Origin of the sequence: Kribbella sp. CA-294648 (assembly GCF_050943845.1) — a bacterium.
Taxonomy (GTDB): Bacteria; Actinomycetota; Actinomycetes; order Propionibacteriales; family Kribbellaceae; genus Kribbella.
The window spans coordinates 8174978-8194586 of sequence record NZ_CP191981.1; the positions used below are offsets into that span (position 1 = coordinate 8174978).

Annotated in this window: 23 protein-coding genes; 10 read left to right on the forward strand and 13 right to left on the reverse strand. The window is 68.3% G+C overall.

All coding sequences use genetic code 11. The features are described 5' to 3' along the window. Positions 1 to 77: 77 nt before the first annotated feature. Together ACQPYM_RS38935 and ACQPYM_RS38940 are read right to left on the reverse strand one after the other, a co-directional pair. The gene (locus ACQPYM_RS38935) at positions 78 to 644 is read right to left on the reverse strand and encodes a helix-turn-helix domain-containing protein (protein ID WP_433011353.1); all 567 of its coding nucleotides are present in this window, start codon (positions 642 to 644) and stop codon (positions 78 to 80) included. A gap of 77 nt (positions 645 to 721) precedes the next feature. Next, complete coding sequence (locus tag ACQPYM_RS38940) at positions 722 to 1777, reverse strand: SDR family oxidoreductase (protein WP_433011356.1); 1056 nt, start codon at positions 1775 to 1777, stop codon at positions 722 to 724. Between the two features lie 71 nt (positions 1778 to 1848). Here ACQPYM_RS38940 and ACQPYM_RS38945 point away from each other — a divergent pair, with 71 nt between their 5' ends. Further along, positions 1849 to 2727 (forward strand): LysR family transcriptional regulator, encoded by an 879-nt coding sequence (locus tag ACQPYM_RS38945; protein ID WP_433011359.1) that lies wholly within the window; start codon positions 1849 to 1851, stop codon positions 2725 to 2727. A gap of 6 nt (positions 2728 to 2733) precedes the next feature. Further along, a complete protein-coding gene (locus ACQPYM_RS38950) occupies positions 2734 to 2895 on the forward strand; it encodes a hypothetical protein (protein ID WP_433011362.1) in 162 nt (53 codons plus the stop codon). Between the two features lie 48 nt (positions 2896 to 2943). Here ACQPYM_RS38950 and ACQPYM_RS38955 read toward each other — a convergent pair whose 3' ends face one another. The 3 genes from ACQPYM_RS38955 to ACQPYM_RS38965 are packed head-to-tail and all read right to left on the reverse strand — an operon-like array spanning position 2944 to position 5075. Next, positions 2944 to 4056 (reverse strand): hypothetical protein, encoded by a 1113-nt coding sequence (locus ACQPYM_RS38955; RefSeq protein ID WP_433011365.1) that lies wholly within the window; start codon positions 4054 to 4056, stop codon positions 2944 to 2946. Continuing rightward, positions 4053 to 4562: an RNA polymerase sigma factor gene (locus ACQPYM_RS38960; RefSeq protein ID WP_433011368.1), complete on the reverse strand. Its 510-nt coding sequence runs from the start codon at positions 4560 to 4562 to the stop codon at positions 4053 to 4055. The genes ACQPYM_RS38955 and ACQPYM_RS38960 overlap by 4 nt, the downstream gene beginning before the upstream one ends. A gap of 51 nt (positions 4563 to 4613) precedes the next feature. Then, a complete protein-coding gene (locus ACQPYM_RS38965; protein ID WP_433011371.1) occupies positions 4614 to 5075 on the reverse strand; it encodes a MarR family winged helix-turn-helix transcriptional regulator in 462 nt (153 codons plus the stop codon). 133 nt (positions 5076 to 5208) lie between these two features. Between ACQPYM_RS38965 and ACQPYM_RS38970 the strand changes: the two genes are divergently transcribed. After that, on the forward strand, positions 5209 to 6399 hold the full coding sequence (locus tag ACQPYM_RS38970; protein WP_433011374.1) for an MFS transporter: 1191 nt from the start codon (positions 5209 to 5211) through the stop codon (positions 6397 to 6399). On the opposite strand, the gene ACQPYM_RS38975 is transcribed toward ACQPYM_RS38970, so the two are convergent. Further along, positions 6384 to 7310 (reverse strand): hypothetical protein, encoded by a 927-nt coding sequence (locus ACQPYM_RS38975; protein ID WP_433011377.1) that lies wholly within the window; start codon positions 7308 to 7310, stop codon positions 6384 to 6386. The genes ACQPYM_RS38970 and ACQPYM_RS38975 overlap by 16 nt on opposite strands. A 549-nt stretch (positions 7311 to 7859) precedes the next feature. Between ACQPYM_RS38975 and ACQPYM_RS38980 the strand changes: the two genes are divergently transcribed. Beyond that, positions 7860 to 8657: a S1 family peptidase gene (locus ACQPYM_RS38980; RefSeq protein WP_433011380.1), complete on the forward strand. Its 798-nt coding sequence runs from the start codon at positions 7860 to 7862 to the stop codon at positions 8655 to 8657. A 177-nt stretch (positions 8658 to 8834) separates the two neighbouring features. Here ACQPYM_RS38980 and ACQPYM_RS38985 read toward each other — a convergent pair whose 3' ends face one another. Together ACQPYM_RS38985 and ACQPYM_RS38990 are read right to left on the reverse strand one after the other, a co-directional pair. Next, a complete protein-coding gene (locus tag ACQPYM_RS38985; protein WP_433011383.1) occupies positions 8835 to 9614 on the reverse strand; it encodes a sortase domain-containing protein in 780 nt (259 codons plus the stop codon). Then, entirely contained in the window at positions 9598 to 10581 is a 984-nt protein-coding gene (locus ACQPYM_RS38990; RefSeq protein ID WP_433011386.1) for a hypothetical protein, read from the reverse strand. The genes ACQPYM_RS38985 and ACQPYM_RS38990 overlap by 17 nt, the downstream gene beginning before the upstream one ends. Positions 10582 to 10983: 402 nt before the next feature. Here ACQPYM_RS38990 and ACQPYM_RS38995 point away from each other — a divergent pair, with 402 nt between their 5' ends. Continuing rightward, complete coding sequence (locus tag ACQPYM_RS38995; RefSeq protein ID WP_433011388.1) at positions 10984 to 11691, forward strand: TetR/AcrR family transcriptional regulator; 708 nt, start codon at positions 10984 to 10986, stop codon at positions 11689 to 11691. A 49-nt stretch (positions 11692 to 11740) separates the two neighbouring features. On the opposite strand, the gene ACQPYM_RS39000 is transcribed toward ACQPYM_RS38995, so the two are convergent. Genes ACQPYM_RS39000 through ACQPYM_RS39010 form a run of 3 tightly spaced genes read right to left on the reverse strand, consistent with a single transcriptional unit; the run spans position 11741 to position 15281 of the window. After that, entirely contained in the window at positions 11741 to 13207 is a 1467-nt protein-coding gene (locus ACQPYM_RS39000) for a dihydrolipoamide acetyltransferase family protein (RefSeq protein ID WP_433011391.1), read from the reverse strand. Beyond that, a complete protein-coding gene (locus tag ACQPYM_RS39005) occupies positions 13204 to 14190 on the reverse strand; it encodes an alpha-ketoacid dehydrogenase subunit beta (RefSeq protein ID WP_360279419.1) in 987 nt (328 codons plus the stop codon). The genes ACQPYM_RS39000 and ACQPYM_RS39005 overlap by 4 nt, the downstream gene beginning before the upstream one ends. A gap of 2 nt (positions 14191 to 14192) precedes the next feature. Then, positions 14193 to 15281, reverse strand: coding sequence for a thiamine pyrophosphate-dependent dehydrogenase E1 component subunit alpha (locus tag ACQPYM_RS39010; protein ID WP_433011394.1), 1089 nt, complete (start codon positions 15279 to 15281; stop codon positions 14193 to 14195). A gap of 198 nt (positions 15282 to 15479) precedes the next feature. On the opposite strand from ACQPYM_RS39010, the gene ACQPYM_RS39015 reads away from it, so the two are divergent. From ACQPYM_RS39015 to ACQPYM_RS39035, 5 genes are read left to right on the forward strand one after another with little or no spacing between them, the layout of a single operon-like run. Next, on the forward strand, positions 15480 to 15968 hold the full coding sequence (locus ACQPYM_RS39015) for an Lrp/AsnC family transcriptional regulator (protein WP_433011397.1): 489 nt from the start codon (positions 15480 to 15482) through the stop codon (positions 15966 to 15968). Between the two features lie 39 nt (positions 15969 to 16007). After that, positions 16008 to 16559, forward strand: a complete 552-nt coding sequence (locus ACQPYM_RS39020) for a hypothetical protein (protein WP_433011400.1) — start codon at positions 16008 to 16010, stop codon at positions 16557 to 16559. A gap of 26 nt (positions 16560 to 16585) precedes the next feature. Beyond that, a complete protein-coding gene (locus ACQPYM_RS39025) occupies positions 16586 to 17107 on the forward strand; it encodes a hypothetical protein (protein WP_433011403.1) in 522 nt (173 codons plus the stop codon). 21 nt (positions 17108 to 17128) lie between these two features. Beyond that, complete coding sequence (locus tag ACQPYM_RS39030; RefSeq protein WP_433011406.1) at positions 17129 to 17638, forward strand: hypothetical protein; 510 nt, start codon at positions 17129 to 17131, stop codon at positions 17636 to 17638. Between the two features lie 34 nt (positions 17639 to 17672). Then, entirely contained in the window at positions 17673 to 18188 is a 516-nt protein-coding gene (locus ACQPYM_RS39035; RefSeq protein WP_433011409.1) for a hypothetical protein, read from the forward strand. Positions 18189 to 18226: 38 nt separating this feature from the next. Here the strand turns inward: ACQPYM_RS39035 and uppS are convergent, their stop codons facing one another. Both uppS and ACQPYM_RS39045 read right to left on the reverse strand, forming a co-directional pair. Further along, entirely contained in the window at positions 18227 to 19003 is a 777-nt protein-coding gene (uppS, locus tag ACQPYM_RS39040) for a polyprenyl diphosphate synthase (protein ID WP_433011412.1), read from the reverse strand. Between the two features lie 164 nt (positions 19004 to 19167). After that, the gene (locus tag ACQPYM_RS39045) at positions 19168 to 19605 is read right to left on the reverse strand and encodes a VOC family protein (RefSeq protein WP_433011415.1); all 438 of its coding nucleotides are present in this window, start codon (positions 19603 to 19605) and stop codon (positions 19168 to 19170) included. Positions 19606 to 19609 lie beyond the last annotated feature (4 nt).

Consider the following 19609-nt stretch of genomic DNA (forward strand, 5'->3'; position numbering starts at 1 on the left):
GGACCTCTCACTGGACCGTTCAGTAAAATGAACGATTCGAGCGTACGTCCGTCAACCGCCCAGGTCAACGCCGGGTCTCAGCTGAGGTGGAGCCCGTCGATCGGCGCAGGCTGGACGTCCGGCGGATACTCCAGCAGCAGCACCGACCGGACCAGCCCGCCGAGCGCCTCGTACTCGTGCGCACTGTTCGCCCGGAAGGCCAGGTAGTCGCCGGCGTTCAGCTCGAACTGCTGCCCTTGCGCCCCGACCCGCAACCGCCCGGCCAGTACTACGTGATGCTCGGTCCCCGGGTGCCCGGCGGAGTGCTGCACCGCTCCCGGACGGATCTGCTGGTCGTAGATCTCCAGCAACGACCCCGGCTGCTCGAGGCGCCGCAGCATCCGCAGATCCACTGCGTCACCAGCCAGTACTTCGACATCCGCCGACCGCACGTGGACCAGGTCCGAAGCCGGCGGTTCGTTCAGCAGCGACGAGACCGGGACGCCCAGAGCGTTCGACAAGCTGAACACCGTCTCGAGCGTCGGATTGCCCGCCCCCGACTCCAGCTGCGACAGCGTGCCCTTGGCGATCCCCGACCGCCGGGCCAGCTCGGACAGCGAGATCGACTGCTCGTCCCGCCGCAATCGCAGGTTGGACGCCAGCACGCGCCCCGCACTCTGACCTGACCCCTGACCTGATCCCTGAGCCGACACAGCCCGGAGCATGCCACACCGCGGACCGATCAGGGGATGACGCGTTCGCGGCGCAGCGTCTCGAAGATGCCGATGAACATCGTTTCCGTGTCGACGTACTCGTGGAAACCGGCCCGCCGCGCCTTCGATCCGTCCGCGAAGAAGTCGTAGTCCCAGCCGAACACGAAATCGGCGAACGGCCACGACGAGACCTCGGCGTACGACGTGGCGGTGAGGCCGTGGGTCGCCTGGAGCTGCTTCCAGAGTGGTTCCTTGTCGGCCATCACCGTCTGCAGCGACATCTGCAACGGCGGCGCGACCTCCAGCCCGAACCACGCGGCCAGCTTCGGCCAGAGCTCGTTCCAGCGGAACAGGTCACCGTTCGTGATGTTGAACGCCTGGTTCGCCGCGGCCGGCGAGGTCGCCGCCCAGACGGTTGCCTTCGCCAACAATCCCGCATCGGTCATTTCGAGCAGGCTGTTGTAAGCACCCGGCTTGCCAGGGAAGCGCAGCGGGACACCCGCGGCCTTCGAGATCGACGCGTAGACAGCGATTCCGACCGCCAGATTCATCGTGTTGCCCAGGGCAACTCCACCGACGACGGACGGCCGCAGCGCCGACCAATCCCACGAAGCGCCCGCCGCGCGGTCCTCCAGGAACCGCTGCTGGTCGACGTTGAACTCCGGCGGCAGGTGTGGCGGGTCGTCCTCGCGAGCGGGCGTCTTGAACGGCCCGAGATGCGCGCCGTACACCTTGTAGCCCTGCATCAGGCTGACGTGGCGCAGCCCGCGGGCAACCGGCTCGATCGCGTCGACGACGTTCACCAGCATGGCGAGGTTGGGCGGGACGAGCTCGGCCCAGGTCGGGCGATCCTGGTAGGCGACGTAGAAGACGTGCGTCACGTCCGTCAGCCCGGTCAACTTGGCGCGGGTGTCGTCGGGGTCGAGCAGATCGACTCCGACGTGCCGCACCTTGGCGCTGTCCACCCCGCCTCGCCGGGACAGGCCGATCACCCGCCAGTCCGGCAGCGACTCCAGGTACCCGACCAGATTGGTCCCGATCACTCCGCGCGCGCCGACAACCAGCGCGACCTTCGTCTGTTCCATACCCACAGCCTGTGGGTTGTTCTGTGGATAAGTCCAAGACATCCTTTTCACTCTTCCCATAAGCTGCGTTCATGACGACGCTGCGACAGCTCGAGTATCTGGTCGCCGTCGTCGACCTGGGCTCGTTCACCAAGGCGGCCGAGCTCCTGCACGTCACCCAGCCGGCCCTCTCCCACCAGATCCGCGCGCTCGAGCGATCCGCGGGCAGCCCACTGCTGGAGCGCCTCCCGCGCGCGGTACGACTGACCCCGACCGGCCGCGCGATGCTTCCGCACGCTCGGGCCGCGCTCGCCGACGCCGAACGGGCCAACTGCGCCGCGCGCCAGGCGGCCGGGCTGGAGGTGGGTGAGCTGCAGATCGCGACGCTGTACTCGATCAGCCTCGGCATCCTCCCGACCGCCCTGAAGGCGTGGCGCCGGAGTCACCCTGAGGTCGGCATCCGGCTCTTCGAGCACCGGCACACCGACGAGCTGGCCGACGCCATGCGCGCAGGCCAGGCCGATCTAGCAGTTGGCCCAGCGCCCGTGAACTGGTCGGGCACCACCCAGGTCCTGGGCGAGGAGGAGCTGGTCGTGGTCGTCGCCACCGACGATCCCGCAGCGAAAGGTACGAGCGTCCGGCTCAGCGACTTGGCCGACCGCAGCTGGGTGCACTACACCCCGGGCCACGGCCTGGCCGACGTGCTGAACCAAGCCTGTGCGAAGGCCGGCTTCGAGCCGCGAGCCGCGGTCCACATCGAGCAGACGGCCGCCGCCCCGGCCCTGGCCGCCGCCGGACTCGGTCCAGCCCTGGTCCCCGCCAACATCCTCCCGCCCGCCTTCGACGGCCACGTACTACGAACCGATCCACCCACCACTCGCCCGCTCACCGCCTACACCCGCGGCACCCCCGACCCCCTCGCCACCGCGTTCATCGAAGTACTGACCAACGTCTGGCCGAAGGTGCCCTGACAGCCTGTGGAAAACCGGCGGCCCGACGACCCCGAGCTCGACCAGGCCGGCTCTCCGTGCCTTCGCGACCACGACGGGCTGCTCGCGCTCTGGACGCTCGACGGCCGGATCGCCGTCATCGACCCGGCGGGCCCGCAAGTCCTGGCGAACTTCCGGACCCGCCACTGACCGGTCGCCACTGATCGGTCTGGCGCTGCCTGACCGATCGCCGCGGGATCAGTACCGCCGGGGTGGTTCGTCGCCGCTCTTGCGGTGGACGGTCACCGAGGTGTCGCCGTCGATCTTCGACGGAGCCACCACCGTGTAGAGGGTCCCGCCGCCCGGGAAGGCGAACTTCGCCACCGGTCCCTTCCGGCCGTCGGAGGCACTGACCGAGCTGAGCCCGGTCACATCCGGGTCCTTGGTCAGGTAGCTGACGATCAGCTCCAGAGTGGGGGCGTGGGCACCGAACGGGTTCGTCTCGTCAGGCCCACGCGAGTCCACCATCGCGCTGTCGCCGCCGAGCTGGTCCGCGGGGGAGACCGAAAGGTCGTAGGAGGGGTTCTCCGGTATCCGGGCGAAGGTGTATCCGTTCTTGGCGGGGTAGGCGTAGAGGGTTGTCTGCCGGAGCATTCCGGTGCAGTCGAAGTACGACCGGTCGTCGACCAGCACCGGAGTACCGGTTGCCGGGATGTCCGTGACCTGGGCCGTGCCGGGATCAAACGGCAGTGGCTTGCCCGTGTACTTGCCAAGGGCAACCGGATCCGTGGACGGTCTCCCGCCGGCACCGGAGCAAACGGTCCGGGCGCCGACTCGCCATCGATCGCCGGTCCTGGTCAGCTCGGTCCGGGAGATGCGCCGGCCGGACGCGTCGCCGTAGTCCAGTACGCCGGTCTTTTCGCTGAGGGTGAAGTGAAAGCGAGGGACCTCCCGCTCGATCGCTTCCTGCGGTGCCTTGCGAGGATCGAAGAAGGCCCCCGGTACGGGCTGGATCGTGGTCCGGTACTGACAGGCCCAATCGGCGACCGGTCGATCGACCGGGCCGGCCGGTTCGTCCGGGCTGACCGGAGCCGTGCTGGTGTCCTTCGTGGCAGCGGGCGGGTTCTGACCCGCGGGCGCCGGTTGGTGATCGCCATCGTTGACGACGGCAACGGTCACCATCACGGCAGCGACCGAGGCCGCGGCCAGGTACGGCGTGAGCCGGTGCCGCCGGCGCCGGGCGGCCGGGGCCTCGCTGTCGGCCGTCTTGGTCCGCTCCTGGACCACTGACCACATGCGGTCGAGATCGACGTCCACGGCGGCGGCCTCACGGTTCAGCTCGTCGGTCAGGCGGGTTTCCGTCTCGTTCATCGGTGCTCCTCGAGTTCCTGTCCGAGCCGGGCGACCCCACGGCTGACGAGTGACTTGACGGTGCCGAGCCGCACTTCCATGGCGACGGCGATCTCGGCGAGAGGCAGGTCGAGCCAGTACCGCAGTACCAGCGCCTCCCGCTGTCGTGGCGGCAGGTCGCGGAGCGCGCGGACCAGCTCGTGGATGGACTCGTTGCGCTCGATCTGCTCGTTGGCGGGTGGCGCGGTGACCAGGTGCAGCCGTTTCCGGTCGGCGAGCTTGGTCCTTCGTTGCCGGGTCCGGACCTCGTTGACCACCATCCGGTTCAGGTAGCCGACCAGGTTGTCGACCCGGCCGTCGCGGTACACGACGAAGAACCGGCAGAACGCCTCCTGGACGACGTCCTCCGGATCGTCGGCCCCGAGCAGGTGCGCCAGCCGGGCCAGGCGGCCGGCCTGGATCCGGAAGATCTCCTCGAACGACGGGTCGCCCGGTGCCGCGCCCGCCGTCATACGTTCTCCTGTCATCAGGTTCACAACAGAATGACGACGGAGCAGGCCAAAGGTTGAGTCCCGGTATCAGACCTTCGCGGCGACGGGCAGTGCGAGTTTGGCCAGGGCGTCGACGAGCGGAGCCAGCTCTGGGTACTCAGCGGCCTTCTGCAGGGCAGCAGTCAGTACTTCGTCGTGCGTGGGCTCGGCCTCGGCTAGCAGGGCGCGGCCGGCCTCGGTGACCTCGGTGTAGATGCCTCGGCGGTCCGTGGGGCAGAGGTAGCGCTCCAGGAGTTTGCGGTCTTCCAGGCGGTTGACCAGGCGGGTTGTTGCCGACTGGCTGAGGACCACTGCGTTCGAGAGCTGGTTCATCCGCAGGTGGTGCTCGTCCTGGCGGGCCAGTACGTCGAGCACGGAGTACTCGCTGACCGACAGCCCGTGCTGCTTCTGCAGCGCGCGCTCCAACTCGTCCTCGATCCGGGCGTGCAGGGCGGCCAACGTCCGCCAGCCCTGGGCGCGCGCCTCGGCCGCGTCATCCGGTAGCCCCACAGCTCCTCCTCAGCTCCTGGGTTGAAGAATATTTTTGCATGAGGCAGTATGAAGCTCATGCAATAGCCCGCGTCTGCAACTATCGCGGGCGCCGGTAACAGTCACAAGACTACATTCGAGGAGAAACCCAGTCATGCCTGCCGCGTTGTTGGCACTGGCCATCGGTGCGTTCGGAATCGGTACCACCGAGTTCGTCATCATGGGCCTGTTGCCGGAGGTCGCCACCGACTTCGGGGTCAGCATCCCGTCGGCCGGTCTGCTCATCTCCGGCTACGCCCTCGGCGTCGTGGTCGGCGCTCCCCTGCTGACCGCGATCGGGTCCAAGATCTCCCGCAAGACCGTGCTCGTCGCGCTGATGGGCGTGTTCATCGTGGGCAACCTGATCTCCGCGCTCGCGCCGACGTACGGCGTCCTGATGACCGGGCGGATCGTGGCGGCGCTGTCGCACGGAGCGTTCTTCGGCGTCGGCTCCGTCGTCGCCGCGTCGTTGGTGCCGAAGGCCAAGCAGGCCAGCGCGATCGCGCTGATGTTCACCGGCCTGACGGTGGCCAACGTCTTCGGAGTACCAGGTGGTACTGCGCTCGGTCAGCAGTTCGGCTGGCGATCCACCTTCTGGGCGGTGACCGTGCTCGGGGTGATCGGATTGCTCGGCATCGTGTTCCTGGTTCCCCGGCAGAGCGTGAGCGAAGGGCCTGGGCTGCGCAGCGAACTGGCGGTCTTCCGCAACCTGCAGGTCTGGCTCGCGCTGGCGATGACCGCGCTCGGGTTCGCCGGAGTGTTCGCGTCCTTCACCTACATCGCGCCGATGATGACCGAGGTGGCCGGCTTCTCCTCCGGTGCTGTCACCTGGTTGCTGGTGCTGTTCGGCGGCGGCCTGGTGGTCGGCAACTTGCTCGGCGGCAAGGCAGCCGATCGCTCGCTGATGCCCAGCCTGTACGCGATCCTGGCGTTGCTCGCCGTCGTACTGCTGGCCTTCGTCTTCACCGCGCACGGGCGGGTGTCGTCGGCGCTGACGATCGCACTGTTCGGCGCGGCCGGCTTCGCGACCGTGGCACCGCTGCAGAAACGCGTGATGGACAAGGCGGCCGGCGCACCGGCGCTCGCGTCCGCGGCGAACATCGCCGCTTTCAACCTCGGCAACGCGGTCGGCGCCTACCTCGGCGGCCTCACCATCAACCACGGCCTCGGCTACACCGCCCCCAACTGGGTCGGCGCCGCCCTCGCCACAGCCGGCCTGGCCGTAGCCATCACCTCCGGCCTACTAGACCGCCGCCGACGGACGGAAAGCACCCCCGAATCCATCCAACTTCAGCAGGTTGCGTAGAAGCGGCTGACTGTGTGGAAGGACTTCTTCGGCTCCCAGCGGTACTTCGAGGCTGGGTCCGAGGAGGTCTGCCGGATCACCTTGCAGAGGCTGAAGGCGGCGATGTCCTCGTCGTACCGGCGGTGCTTGCGGTGTGGCGCGTCGGGCGAGATGAACGTGTACGGCGAAGCGCCGAGGAAACCCTCCTCGGTGAAGACCTCGAGCATGCGGCGGAGGTGGTCGGCCTGCTCCTGCTCGTCGCGGAAGTAGCCAGGCTTGATCTCCGGCGGATTCTTCTCGTAGTCGACGATCTCCCAGCCCATCCCGCCCAGCTCCGGTGCGCCGGTGAAGGTGCAGCAGCCGAACTCCAGGATCATGATCGGCTTGTTCCACCGCCGGAACGGTGCCAGCTCCTTCGCGTGCCCAGCGCGATCGGCGTGGTAGGAGTAGTAGTCCAGGCCGACGATGTCGAACAGCGACCAGTCGATCCGCTCCAGATCCGCCGCGGCGCCGTACGTGATCCGGCCCTTGAAGTTGCCGCGGGCAACCTTGACCGCCTTGGCGATGTAGATCCTGAGCTTCCGCTGCAGCTCGGCCATGTCGAACTCGCCCTTGGTCAGGTACTCGACCCGCTCGAAGAAGTTCGCCCCCGGCACGATGCCCGGCGTGAACAACATGAACTCGCAGCCGATCACCAGAATCACTTCAGGCTGGTACTTCGCGCGCAACCGCTCCGCCTCGACCGCGGTCTGCCGCAGTTGCTCCAACGCATCCTCCTGCGGCTGATCGAACGCCCGCGGCTGCAGCGAAACCGCCAACCCGATCCTGAGCGCCTCCTCAGCCGTCTCCCGCAACCGCCCGACTTCACTCCCGTACACACTCACCCAGTTGGCCCCCAACTGCTCCTTGATCGCCCGAACCTCCCCCCGCATCAACCCCCGCCCCCACCGCACCCGACTGTCATCCCCGATAAAACCAGTCCCCACGTCATAAGCCACCCCCTTGAACTCGAGGCCCTGCAAACCAGCACCCGAAGCTGCCCGGCCGGCGCCGCCGGCTCCCCCGGTCAAGGCGTTGTTGCCGGGAGCCCCCGCGTAGACCCCGCGCCCGCGGCGGAGCCCGGTGCGCCTGCGGCGGAGCCCGCAGTTCCGGGGGCGCCTGCTCCTCCCGCCCCCGCCGCCGCCGCGCCAGCGGCGGCGGCGGACGTAGTACCGGCTGCTGTCATGAGGGCTAGGGCGGCGGCTCGGGTCAGGAACTGGGCTCGGTTGATTTCCGTCATGGCAGTTGAGTTTTCGCCGTCAGGGCGGGGGTTTCGTCGGTCCGAGGTCTCTGGGTGGTCGACTTAAGTCGGTGACACAGGACTGCAGCGTCACCGATGTGCCCAACCAATCGCTTGCGCTACGCACCGTGTCCGGACAACTCTTCTCCGCAGACGGCCGCCCCGCCCAACCGCGGCCCGAGATGAATCTGGAGTGTGAGGCATGACCGGAAAGCTCAAGTTCCGCGCGGTACTCGCCGCTGCTGTTGTCGCCGTTGCTTCCGCCGGCGCGCTCGCGCCGGCCGAGGCCCGGACGGCCCCGCCCGGCACCAACATCGTCGGCGGCACCACCGCGGGCACCGCCCAGGTTCCCTGGATGATTGCCCTGAACAACAGCCGCTCGTCGTCCCCGGTCGACCAGTACTGCGGCGCCACCCTGGTCAAGGCGAACAAGATCGTCACCGCCGCGCACTGCATGAACCAGCCGATGAGCACCTACACCGCGATCCAGGGCCGCGACAACCTGAACTCGACCACCGGCGGCAAGACCTCGAAGATCTCCAAGATCTGGAAGGACCCGCTGTACGGCCAGGCGGCCGGCCACGACGTCGCCGTCCTGACCCTGGCCACGCCGTTCACCGGTGTTCCGACCCTCCCGCTGGAAACCAGCCGCGCCGCCGACGCCGTCGGCGCTCAGCCGGTCGTCTACGGGTACGGCGAGACTGAGGGCACCGGCCCGGCGAACCGCCTGCAGAAGGTCACCGTCCCGGTCCTCGGCGACGCGTACTGCGGCAACGTGTACTCCCGCTACGGCTACGTCGCGAACGGCGAGATCTGCGCCGGCTACAAGGCCGGTGGCAAGGACTCCTGCCAGGGTGACTCCGGTGGCCCGCTGGTCCTCAACGGCCGCCTCTTCGGTGTCGTCTCCTGGGGCATCGGCTGCGCCGACGCCAACAACCCGGGCGTGTACGCCGAGGTCGCGTCCTACGCCTCAGCCCTGACCACCCAGATCAACAACTAGCCGCACTCAGCGCCGATGGCCGGTCCCCCTCCCGGGCCGGCCATTGGCTTGCCCGGACCGCCCCCACTCACAAACCTGCCCGGCGCGGGGCAAGGCGGGTCTGCCTACGCCTGGCCATGACCGGCCAGGTGGGGTTTGTGAGTGGGGGCGGTCCGGCGGATCTTGCCGGGGGCAAGTTCAGGAGACTGGCTTGGCGATGACGACGGCGTTGCTCAGGTACTTCGTGCCGTCCCAGTCCTCGCAGGTGACCAGGACCAGCCGGCCGGCCACGCCTTGGTCGAACAACCGCGCGGCCTGCTTGGCCAGCGTGCCTTTGCGATACACCGCAACGCCCACGACGGAGTATCGAATCGTGCCCTTGGCGGTCGTCACGGAGACCGCGTCACCGGCGCGCAGCTCCTCCAAATCGTCGAAGGCGCCGCCACCGTTGTGGACGGTGTGGCCGGTGATGATCGCCGAACCCTTCGCCGCGCCGGGGCGAGCGCCGTCGGACCACCAGCCGACGAGTCGCGGGTTGGACGGCGGAATCAACGCGCCACCACGGGCGCGGATGCCGAGCACCCGGGCGGAGACACCGAGACTCGGGACGGAAACGCGGACCGGCGTACCCGACTTCGGCCGGGTAGCCGGGGTTGTCGTGGTCGTCGTAGTGGTTGCCGACGGCGCCGGTTTGGTGGAAGTCTTCGTCGGCGCGCTACTGGCTGTTGCCGACGGCTTGACCGTGGGAGTCGGCCGGGCGGCCGTACTCCGGGAACTGCTGGCGCCCGGACTCTGCTGAGTCGGGCCACCCGTCTTGGTCGGACCCTGCTCGGCGGACGAAGGATCACCCCTGAACTGCAAGTATCCGCCGAACAGGGCCAACGCGGCGCCGACCGCCAGGATCGCTGCCGTCCACTTGCGTGAACGGGAGCGAGCCTGGAGCCGGCGCTCAGCGGGGTTGTCAGGCGGCGTGGACACCGCGACGCTTCAGGGACTTCAGCACACCTGCGGCGAGCAGGATCGCGCCGAAGGCCAGCAGGAGTCCGCCCCAGATGCCCTGGTTGCTACCGGACTCGGCGGAGGTGTTCGACACTGCCGGGCCGGACAGACCAGCGTCGACCTCGGTAGGCACGACCACCGGGGCGCTGGGCGTACCGGTCGGCGCCGTCGTCGGCGTACCGGTCGGCGTCGTCGAAGGCGTCTCGCTCGGCGGCGGAGTGTCGGTCGGCGTGTCCGTCGGGGTCGGCGTGTCCGTCGGGGTCGGCGTGTCGGACACCGTCGGCGTGGGAGTCGGGGTCGGCGTCGGCGTCGGCGTCGGGGTGTCGGACACCGTCGGAGTCGGCGTCGGGGTCGGGGTCGGGGTCGGGGTCGGCGTCGGGGTGTCCGTCGGCGTGGGGGTCGGCGTGGGAGTCGGCGTCGGCGTCGGCGTGGTCGCCTTGGCGACGCAGAACTTGACGTGGCTCAGGCCGTAGAACCTCAGGTTCTTGTTGTTCGGGTTCACCGGCGTGTGCAGCGAAGAACCGAGCAGGACGCCGTCCGGCCGGTAGTCGTAGAAGTTCGCGACCGGACCGCCCTTGACGATCGCGCCGAGCACAGTGCCACCGGCGGCGACGAAGTCGATGACGGTGCTGCCGGTCTGGTTACCCTCGTGCGCCGGGTCGTCGACGAGCAGCGTGCGGACGGTCATCGTGACCGTGACACCGTTCTTGGTGATCGCGCCGGCGTTCGGCGGGTCGAACTTGATCTGCGTGGAGCCCGGCACCAGCGTGGCGCAGGTCGGGTTGCCGGGCTTCTCGATCCCGTCGGCCGAGGCGCCGGGCGCGAAGGCCACGGTCAGGCCGCCGATGGCCAGCGCCAGCGCGCCGGCGCCGCCGAGCAGCGCTCCGCCGCGTGCGCTCAAGGCCTTGAGCGCGCCGGGGCGCTCCGACTTCACTTGCTCATTCACGAGTCTGTTCCCCATTTGTCCTGCCGGTCCAACCGGACGGGCGCTGTCGATGATCGACCACCGGAGTGATTCTCCGAACCGGACAGGAAGGCCCGCCCCAGGTTCGGGCCGGAATCCGGCGGTGTGTCGTCGCGCGCCCAGCCGACCCGGCCGATTTCGCACCGGACCATCCCCGAAGGACACGCCCTCGGCATTCTGGTGGGCGGGCCATAGCAGATGCAAGCCATCGGGCCGCGGCACGCCGGGCCCCTTACATAACGAAACGCTTTCCATGCCTCCGAGAGCGCTGAGTAGCCGGAAAACGGGGAATCAAGCAACTGATCTGGCGGTGACTACCAGATGACCGAGGCAACTAACACGCCGTATTTCGCGCTGGAACGCCGTATCAGTAGGATTCCGCGAATGGCACGCGAAGCGGATGAGAAGACAGTGCTCGGATCGGTCTGGTTGCGGACCGAGCCGGGTGAGACGCGTGCGCCGCTCAGCCGCGACGACATCGTCGAGGTCGCGATCAAGCTGCTCGACCGCGATGGGCTGGAGAAACTGTCCATGCGGCGGATGGCCGCCGAGCTCGGGACGGCGGCGACTTCCGCGCTCTACTGGCGGGTGGCGAACAAGAACGACCTGCTGGAGCTCGCGGTCGACACCGTGCTGGCCGAGGCGCTGGTGCAGGCCGACGAAGGCGACTGGCGGGACCAACTGACGGTGCTGGCGCGCGCGGCGTACGCAGTACTGGCTGAGCATCCGTGGGCGGCGCAGCTGATGGCGAGTCATGCGGGGCTCGGGCCGCACTACCAGGCGTATGCCGAGCGGATCCAGACGATCCTCAACGCGGCGGGTTTCAAGGGCGTGCATCTCGACGCGGCGGTGTCGGCGGTCTTCCACTACGTCGTCGGGGCGGCGGTGACCGACGCGGCGTGGATGGCGACCGTACGCCGGAGTGGGCTGGCCGAGCGCGAATGGGCTTCCGCGGCGGGCGACCAACTGGGAATCGGAGCCGCCACGCTGTCGGCCTACCTCAGCCGCGACGACCTGGCCGGTCCCGAAGCACGCTTCCAGACCGGCCTCCGCGCGATTCTCATCGGCCTCCGCCCTCGCCAGCTGTCCTGAACCTCTGACCTGGCCAAGTCAGGGTCGGCCAGGTCAGAGGTCGGCAAGGTCAGACGTCGGCGAGGATCGAGGCAGGCGACTCGAAGGCGTCGGCGACGAAGCGGAGGAAGCCCGCCGCGGTGCCGCCGTCGCAGACGCGGTGGTCGAAGACGAGCGACAGCTGGGTCAGTTTGCGGACCGCCAGCTGACCGTCGACGACCCACGGACGGTCGATGATCCGGCCGACGCCGAGGATCGCGACCTGCGGGTGGTTGATGATCGCCGCACTGCCGTCGACGCCGAAACTGCCGTAGTTGTTCAACGTGAACGACCCACAAGCCAACTCGCGCGCGGTCAGCCGTCCGTCCCGGGCTGAGGCGGTCAGGCGGCGGATCTCCGCGTCGAGCCCGCGCGCGGTCAGCAGGTGCGCGTCGGCAATCGCCGGTACGACGAGACCGCGCTCGGTCTGAGCCGCCAGTCCGAGGTTGACGCCGTCGTACTGCACCAGCTCCTCGCGCTCGGTGTCGACGAACCCGTTCAGCTCGGGGTATTTCTTCAACCCGGCAACAACAAAGCGCGCCATCAAAGCAAGGAGCCCAGGGCCGGGGTCAGTTGCCGTCCGCAACGACTCCCGCAGGTCGAGGAGGGCGGTCGCATCCACGTCCACCCAGGTCGTCGCCTCCGGAATCTCCCGCCGACTCCGGCTCAAAGTCGCCGCCACAGCCTTCCGGAACCCGCTCACCGGAACCCGCCGCAACTCCCCCAACCCGGTCCGCACATCCACCAGCAGCTCACCCACCGAAGGCGTCGAAGGCGTCGAAGGCGTCGAACTAGCTGCAATAGCCTGCTCGACGTCACGCCGGACAATCAACCCACCCGCACCAGACCCCTCAACCTCCCGCAGATCCACCCCCGCATCCTTAGCCATCCGCCGAACCAACGGCGAAACCACCAACGGCACAGCGCGCGCCTTCGGCGCGGACGAGGAACCAGCATGAGCGGCGGCTGCCGATGGCGCTGGCTGGGAGGAGCGCACAGGCGTGCCCTCGGCCGGCGCAGCCGGACGAGGAGCTGCCGCGGTGGAGCGCTGGGCGCCCGCGACGTCCTTCGCAGTAGCCACCGTGGGCAGCTGCTGCAGCGCCGGCGCCCCTGGAGTCGGGCGTGCGCTAGCCGGCGTAGTACTGCGGGGGCGTCGGCGGCGGCCGGATCCGGCGGATTCTGGGGTGCCGTAGCCGATGAGGACGTTGCCGGAGCCGGCTTTTTCTTCCTGGCGGTAGGTTTCGGCGGCTTGGTCGAGGGTGCCGATGGTGATGAGTGGCTTGCCGACGTCGATGGTGGCGCCTTCGGAGCCGTGCAGCTCGGCCACCACCCCGGCGTACGGCGACGGGACCTCGACGATCGACTTGGCCGTCTCGAGCTCGGCGACCGGTGCGTCGACCGCGACCACGTCACCCACCTCGACCAGCCAGCGAACGATCTCCGCCTCGGTCAGCCCTTCACCGAGATCCGGCAGCAGGAACGTCCGGGTGCCGCTCACGAGTCCTCCCACTGCAGACTGTCGACGGCGTCGAGGATCCGGTCCACACCGGGCAGTTGGTGCCGCTCCAGCTTCGGCGGCGGGTACGGAATGTCGAACCCGGTCACCCGCCGGATCGGCGCCGCCAGCGAGTGGAAGCACCGTTCGGTGACCCGGGCAACAATCTCCGACGAGACACTCGCAAACCCACTGGCTTCCGCTACCACGACAGCCCGCCCGGTACTACGAACCGCCGCGCACACCGTCTCGTCGTCGAACGGCACCAGCGACCGCAGATCCACCACCTGCAACTGACGCCCCTCGGCGGCAGCCGCCTCGGCCGCCTCCATCGCGATCGGCACCGACGGCCCGTACGCGATCAGCGTCGCGTCCGCACCTTCCCGCCGTACGACGGCCGTCCCGATCCCCGGTCCTTCGACGCTCAGGTCGACCTCTTCCTTGGCCCAGTACAGCTTCTTGGGCTCCATGAAGATCACCGGGTCCGGGAACTCGATTGCCTTGCGCAACAAGGTGTAGGCGTCCGAAACGGTGGCCGGGGCAACGACCGTCAGGCCCGGCGTGTGCGCGTAGTACGACTCGGAGGAGTCACAGTGGTGCTCGACGCCGCCGATGCCGCCGGCGTACGGCATCCGGATCACCAGCGGCAACGTGATCTTGCCGCGGGTCCGGTTCCGCATCTTCGCCACGTGGCTGACCACCTGCTCGAAGGCCGGGTAGCCGAACGCGTCGAACTGCATCTCGACGACCGGCCGCATCCCGTTCATCGCCAGCCCGACCGCCATCCCGACGATGCCGGACTCGGCCAACGGGGTGTCGAAGCAACGATCCTCGCCGAACTCCGCGGTCAGCCCGTCGGTGATCCGGAACACCCCGCCGAGCGCGCCGACGTCCTCGCCGAACATCAGCACCGTGTCGTCGGCCCGCATCGCGTCCCGCAGCGCCTGGTTCAGCGCCTGGGCCATGGAGAGTTTCTCGTGCGCCATGGTCAGGCCTCCTCTCGCGACAACTCGTCCTGCAGGAACGCGGCCTGCTCCTTCAACTGCGGCGTCGGCGTCGTGTACAGATGCGCGAACAGCTCCGCCGGATCGGTCGACGGCTCCTGCATCAGCCCGACCCGCAACTCCTCCGCGACCTTGTCGGCCGCGGCAGCCGCCTCGCTTCGCCGACCATCGTCGAGCAGACCCTCACCTGTCAGGTAGGCGTCCAGCCGCTTCAGTGGATCGCGTTCCAGCCAAGGAGCGACCTCGGCGTCGTTGCGGTAGCGCGTCGCGTCGTCGGCGTTGGTGTGCGCCTGGACGCGATACGTGTGCGCCTCGACGAGCTGCGGCCCTTCACCAGCGCGCGCCTTGCCGACCGCGGACCCCAGTACTGCGAGCAGGCCGGCCAGATCGTTGCCATCGACCCGCTCCCCCGGTACGCCGTACCCGATGCCCTTGTGGGCAAGGGATGGCGCGACGGTCTGGCGGGCGAGCGGCACGGAGATCGCGTACTCGTTGTTCTGGATGAAGAACACCACCGGCGCCTTGAACACGGCCGCGAAGTTCAGCGCCTCGTGGAAGTCACCCTCGCTGGTCGCGCCGTCGCCGCAGAGCGCCATCACGACGGTGTCCTCGCCCTTGAGCCGCGCGGCGTGCGCGACCCCGACGGCGTGGATCAGCTGCGTCGCCAGTGGCGTCGACTGCGGGGCCACCTTCCGGTCGTACGGGTCGTAGCCGGAGTGCCAGTCGCCACGCAGCAGCGTCAGCGTCTCGATCGGGTCCACGCCGCGGCTGACGATCGACACGGTGTCCCGGTACGTCGGGAAGAGCCAGTCCTGCTCGCCGAGCACCATCGTGGCGGCAACCTGGCACGCCTCCTGGCCGTGCGACGACGGGTAGACGGCGAGCCGGCCCTGCCGGACGAGCGCACTGGCCTGGTCGTTGATCCTGCGGCCCACGACCAACTGTGCGTAACCGTCGACCAGAGCTTCAGGCGACGGCATCCCGTACTGCGGGTTGTCGTGCCGCGTGCCGTTCTGGTCGACCAGCTGAACTGGCTGAGCGGAGGGGAGCAACTGCTCCTCGACGAACCTCATCGACGTCCTCGCTTCGCTCCGGGCGCCGATGAGGCACGAGGCAGGCTCTGCTTGATGATGAACTCGCTTCGCTCGTTCATGAACCCTCCTGCGCAAGAAGACGTACGGATGTCTCATCGTCATACTTCTAGCCATTCGGATCCATAGCTGGGAGAATCCTGGGACGTTCGGTTACATCCGACCATCCTGAGGAGCAGAATGTCCGAGGACGTAGCGGTCGGCACGGCCGAACCTGGACAGATGGCCGCCGCCCCGGCGCTCGACGAGCTGGACCGGCAGATCGTGGCCGCGCTCAGCCGCGACGGCCGGCTCTCCATCCGGGCCCTGGCCGACCAGGTGCACATCTCCCGCGCGAACGCCTACGCCCGGGTCGAGCGCCTCACCACGACGGGCGTGATCACCGGTTTCACCGCCACCGTCGACCCGCTGAAACTCGGGCTGGCCACCTCGGCGTACGTCACCCTGAGTCTCCGCCAGAGCTCCTGGCGAGCCCTGCGCGAACAACTCCAGGCGATCCCCGAGGTCAAGCACATGGCCCTGGTCGGCGGCGACTTCGACGCCATCCTCCTGGTCCGCGCCGCCGACAACGAGGGCCTCCGCCGCGTCGTACTGGAAAAGCTCCAAGCCATCCCCGAAGTCCTCGCCACCCGAACAGCCCTCATCTTCGAAGACCTCGGCACCCTCTGACCTCTCGCCCAAGCCCCTCGCCGCACCTATCCTGACGCGATGACCGGGGGGATCCGAAGTCTGGCGCTGTTGCTCGCCACCATCACCTGCACCACCACGATGCTGACCGCCTGTGGCCCGTACGACGCCAACGCGCAGGTCGGCATCACCGTCGACGAGACCGGGAGCCCCGTGCTCGTGCTGCAGGACTGCGACGGGGAGATCGACGAGGTGACTGTCGGCCTGCCGAAAACCCTCGGCCCGGTCCGGACTGATCACCCTCGAACAATCACGTTGACCAGGAAGAAGCCGGCCAAGGGCATCACCCGGATCCCGCTGTACGCCGGAGGCAACGGCTGGGCACCGCTCGAGCCCGCCACGCCCTTCAAGGCGGTCGGTGACTACCACGTCTCCACGAGCGGAAGCAATCCGGAATCCCGTGGCGGCGGAGTCATTTTCAGCCTCGCCGACCTGAAGACGCTGAAGCCGGGTCAGGTCCGTCATCACATTCCTGCGCCGCCGGGCGTCACCTATGCCACCGCTCGTTTCGTCAGCAGCGACTACTACTGGGTCAGCCCCGGAGACGACTTCGCACCAGAAGCCTGTCGGTAAGCGGACTACGGATCTACGCTGGGTAGATGGGGCGGCGTCAGTGGACGGCTTTGGTTGGGGCTGCTGCCTGGGTGGCGGTGGTGGGGGCGGGGTGTGAGCCGCGGACCTCCGAGGCTGCTGTGGGGATGTCTGTCGACCGAGCGGGGAATCCGGTCATCGTGTTGCAGAACTGTCGTGCCGACATCACTCAACTGGTGCTCTACGACAAGACCAAGCCGTCGGCGAAGATCTCCTACGAGAACGAGCAGCCGGTCCAGGAGGTCGTCGAGATTCCGTTGCTGACCGGCACGGACGGGTGGCGGCCGGACGGGACGGTGCCGAAACCGCACCCGGCCGGCAAGTTCGTGGTCGAAGCCTGGAGCGACGGACGAAAGTGGCTGGGGCGTGGAACCGAGTTCACCCTCGCCGACCTGAAAACCCTCAAACCCGGCCAGGTCCGGCACGACTGGCTCCGCCGCGACGAGCTCCCGTCGTACGGCGCGTCACCCGCCACCCCGCAGTACAGGATCACCTCCCTCGACGAGTTCATCACCGACAACTGCCCCTGACCACGCCCTACCCTCTGACAGATGAGGTGGGGGAAGGTCGCGTCGGTCGGCGTCGTGGGTTGTCTGGTGGTGTCGCTGGCCGGTTGTGGGCCGCGGCGGTCGCCTGCTTCGGTGGGCGTGACGGTGGATGACGCCGGCAAGCCTGTGCTCGTACTGCGGGACTGCGACGCCCACATCACGAGAATCAAGGTCTCGCACCGACCGCCCAACCTGCCCAGGACTGTCGTGCCGCCGTCCGTCAAGTACAACGCCTCCGACCCGGCCGAGGGAGTCGTCCAGTTCTCGTTGCTGACCGGCGGCAGCGGCTGGCAACTGTCAGGCGAACTGCCGCAAGCAGCAGGCGAGTACTCCGTACAACTCTGGGGCGACAACTGGGCCGCCAGAGGCACCGAGTTCACCTTCTCCGACCTCAAACTCCTGAAGCCCGGCCTCATCAGACACCAAGCAGCCACTGCCGGCACCGCGGTAGAGCCCGGCCCCGACGACAAAATCTCAACAACCGAACAGTTCTCCACCCCCGCCTGCGACTGAGGGGGAAGGACCTCGCGCCACCTACTCTGGCGAGATGAGGCGGGGGAAGGTCGCGTGGGTCGGCGTCATCGGTTGTCTGGTGATGTCACTGGCCGGCTGCGGGCCGCGCTGGTCGAAGGCCACGGTGGGCATAACGGTGGACGACACCGGCAAGCCTGTCCTCGTACTGCGGGACTGCGACGCTGACGTCTTGAGAGTCAGCGTCACCCACCGGGCGCCCGAGCCGCCCACCACCGCCGACCCCGCGTCCGTGGACTACATCGCCTCGCCCCCGGTGAAAGGAACGGCCCAGTTCTCCCTGCTGACCGGCAGCAGCAGCTGGAGGATGGCAGGCCAGATGCCGCAAGGTGTCGGTGAGTACACGGCGTACCTTGCGGTCGAGGAGGATCGGAGGTCTTGGGGAACGGTTCGGTTCACCCTCTCCGACCTCGAGTTGCTGAAGCCTGGTCAGGTCTGGCACCAGTCGGCGGCCGCCGGTACTACGATCACGCCCGGAACGAGCGAGAAGGTCTCGACGATCGAGCAGTTCTTCGAACCCGTTTGCGGCTGACCTCCAGCTGCAGGGCCAGGGCTCGGACTGTCCGGTGGTCAGGCGCCGCGGCGGCGGTGGCGGTCGGCGTAGGAGCGGAGGGCGCGGAGGAAGTCGACCTCGCGGAAGGCCGGCCAGTACGCCTCGCAGAAGTAGAGCTCGGAGTACGCGCTCTGCCAGAGCAGGAAGTTCGACATCCGCTGCTCGCCGCTGGTCCGGATGATCAGGTCGGGGTCCGGCTGGCCGACGTTGTAGAGGTGCTTGGTGATGTCGTCGGCCGAGATCGTCTCGGCCAGGCTTCTGAGATCGTTGCCCGCTTCCGCCTCTGACTCCATCAGCGAGCGGACCGCCTCGACGACTTCCTGCCGGCCGCCGTACCCGATTGCCAGCGTGATGTGGTTGCCGGTGGTGCAGTCCTTGGTCGCGTCGACCGCGTTCTTCAGGGCGTGCGCCGTGCTGTCCGGCAACAGGTCGAGCAGGCCGGCGATGTGCACCTGCCAGCGTCCGCCGGGTTGCGCGAGGCGGCCGGCGACGATCTCCTCGACGACCTCCATCAGGTAGGCGACCTCGGCGTCGTCGCGCTTGGCGAGGTTCTCCGTCGAGCACAAGAAGACGGTGACGTGCGGTACGCCGGCGGTCTCGCACCAGCCGAGCAGGTTCTCGACGTGCTCGGCCCCGCGCCGGTGGCCGACGCTCGGATTGCTGTGGCCTTGGCCGCGCGCCCAGCGCCGATTTCCGTCCGTCACCACCCCGATGTGCTCGGGCAGTTCCCGGCCGGCAAGCTGAGACCGAAGGCGGCGGACGTACAACGCATACAGCGGACCGAGAGCGGGCATGCCGAGTAACCTACTCGTCTCAGGGCGTAACAAGAAAGCCCTCCGCCCATCCTCTGAAACTCCGCCTGCCCCCTCAGCAAACCCCGTTGCAGACCAGCGATCCGGCCGCCGTCTACTCGGTTCCCTGAGCTGAACGTTGTCCTTCAGCAAGTCGGCGCCGGCGGTCAGGCTTCTTCAGTCCAGTCGGTGGTGGGTTGGCCGGGGATGTGGGTGCCGAAGGTCCATTCGAAACCTTCTGGGTCGGCGACTCGACAGCGGTAGTTGCCCCACTCGGTGTTGTCCGGCGTCCACACGGTCTCGGCGCCGTGCTTGGTGGCGCTGGCGTACACCTCGTCCACCTCGGCCTGCGAGCCGAGCGCGAGGTACAGCCCGTGCCCGACGCTGTCACCCTTGCGCGGCAGCTTCTCGTAACCCTCCTCGTCGGTGAAGAGGGTGATCGCCGCATCCCCACGCCGCAGCTCGGCGTGCATGATGCCGCCCTTGTCGTCGGGGTACTGCATGGTCGTCTCGAACCCGAATGCGTCCTCCAGCCACCGCAACGCGGCGACCGCGTCCCGGTATCCGAAGTACGCGTGCAAACTGGCAGCTCTGTTCTCCGTCATGCGC

What these genes read in the sequence shown, in the direction of transcription:
- ACQPYM_RS38980 (WP_433011380.1), top strand. Translation starts at nt 7,860, where the DNA reads ATGACCGGAAAGCTCAAGTTCCGCGCGGTACTCGCCGCTGCTGTTGTC.
- ACQPYM_RS39035 (WP_433011409.1), top strand. Translation starts at nt 17,673, where the DNA reads ATGAGGCGGGGGAAGGTCGCGTGGGTCGGCGTCATCGGTTGTCTGGTG.
- ACQPYM_RS38940 (WP_433011356.1), bottom strand. Translation starts at nt 1,777, where the DNA reads ATGGAACAGACGAAGGTCGCGCTGGTTGTCGGCGCGCGCGGAGTGATC.
- ACQPYM_RS39025 (WP_433011403.1), top strand. Translation starts at nt 16,586, where the DNA reads ATGGGGCGGCGTCAGTGGACGGCTTTGGTTGGGGCTGCTGCCTGGGTG.
- ACQPYM_RS39010 (WP_433011394.1), bottom strand. Translation starts at nt 15,281, where the DNA reads ATGAGGTTCGTCGAGGAGCAGTTGCTCCCCTCCGCTCAGCCAGTTCAG.
- ACQPYM_RS39015 (WP_433011397.1), top strand. Translation starts at nt 15,480, where the DNA reads ATGTCCGAGGACGTAGCGGTCGGCACGGCCGAACCTGGACAGATGGCC.
- ACQPYM_RS38975 (WP_433011377.1), bottom strand. Translation starts at nt 7,310, where the DNA reads ATGCGGGGGGAGGTTCGGGCGATCAAGGAGCAGTTGGGGGCCAACTGG.
- ACQPYM_RS39005 (WP_360279419.1), bottom strand. Translation starts at nt 14,190, where the DNA reads ATGGCGCACGAGAAACTCTCCATGGCCCAGGCGCTGAACCAGGCGCTG.
- ACQPYM_RS38970 (WP_433011374.1), top strand. Translation starts at nt 5,209, where the DNA reads ATGCCTGCCGCGTTGTTGGCACTGGCCATCGGTGCGTTCGGAATCGGT.
- ACQPYM_RS39020 (WP_433011400.1), top strand. Translation starts at nt 16,008, where the DNA reads ATGACCGGGGGGATCCGAAGTCTGGCGCTGTTGCTCGCCACCATCACC.
- ACQPYM_RS38960 (WP_433011368.1), bottom strand. Translation starts at nt 4,562, where the DNA reads ATGACAGGAGAACGTATGACGGCGGGCGCGGCACCGGGCGACCCGTCG.
- ACQPYM_RS38955 (WP_433011365.1), bottom strand. Translation starts at nt 4,056, where the DNA reads ATGAACGAGACGGAAACCCGCCTGACCGACGAGCTGAACCGTGAGGCC.
- ACQPYM_RS38945 (WP_433011359.1), top strand. Translation starts at nt 1,849, where the DNA reads ATGACGACGCTGCGACAGCTCGAGTATCTGGTCGCCGTCGTCGACCTG.
- uppS (WP_433011412.1), bottom strand. Translation starts at nt 19,003, where the DNA reads ATGCCCGCTCTCGGTCCGCTGTATGCGTTGTACGTCCGCCGCCTTCGG.
- ACQPYM_RS39030 (WP_433011406.1), top strand. Translation starts at nt 17,129, where the DNA reads ATGAGGTGGGGGAAGGTCGCGTCGGTCGGCGTCGTGGGTTGTCTGGTG.
- ACQPYM_RS38995 (WP_433011388.1), top strand. Translation starts at nt 10,984, where the DNA reads ATGGCACGCGAAGCGGATGAGAAGACAGTGCTCGGATCGGTCTGGTTG.
- ACQPYM_RS39045 (WP_433011415.1), bottom strand. Translation starts at nt 19,605, where the DNA reads ATGACGGAGAACAGAGCTGCCAGTTTGCACGCGTACTTCGGATACCGG.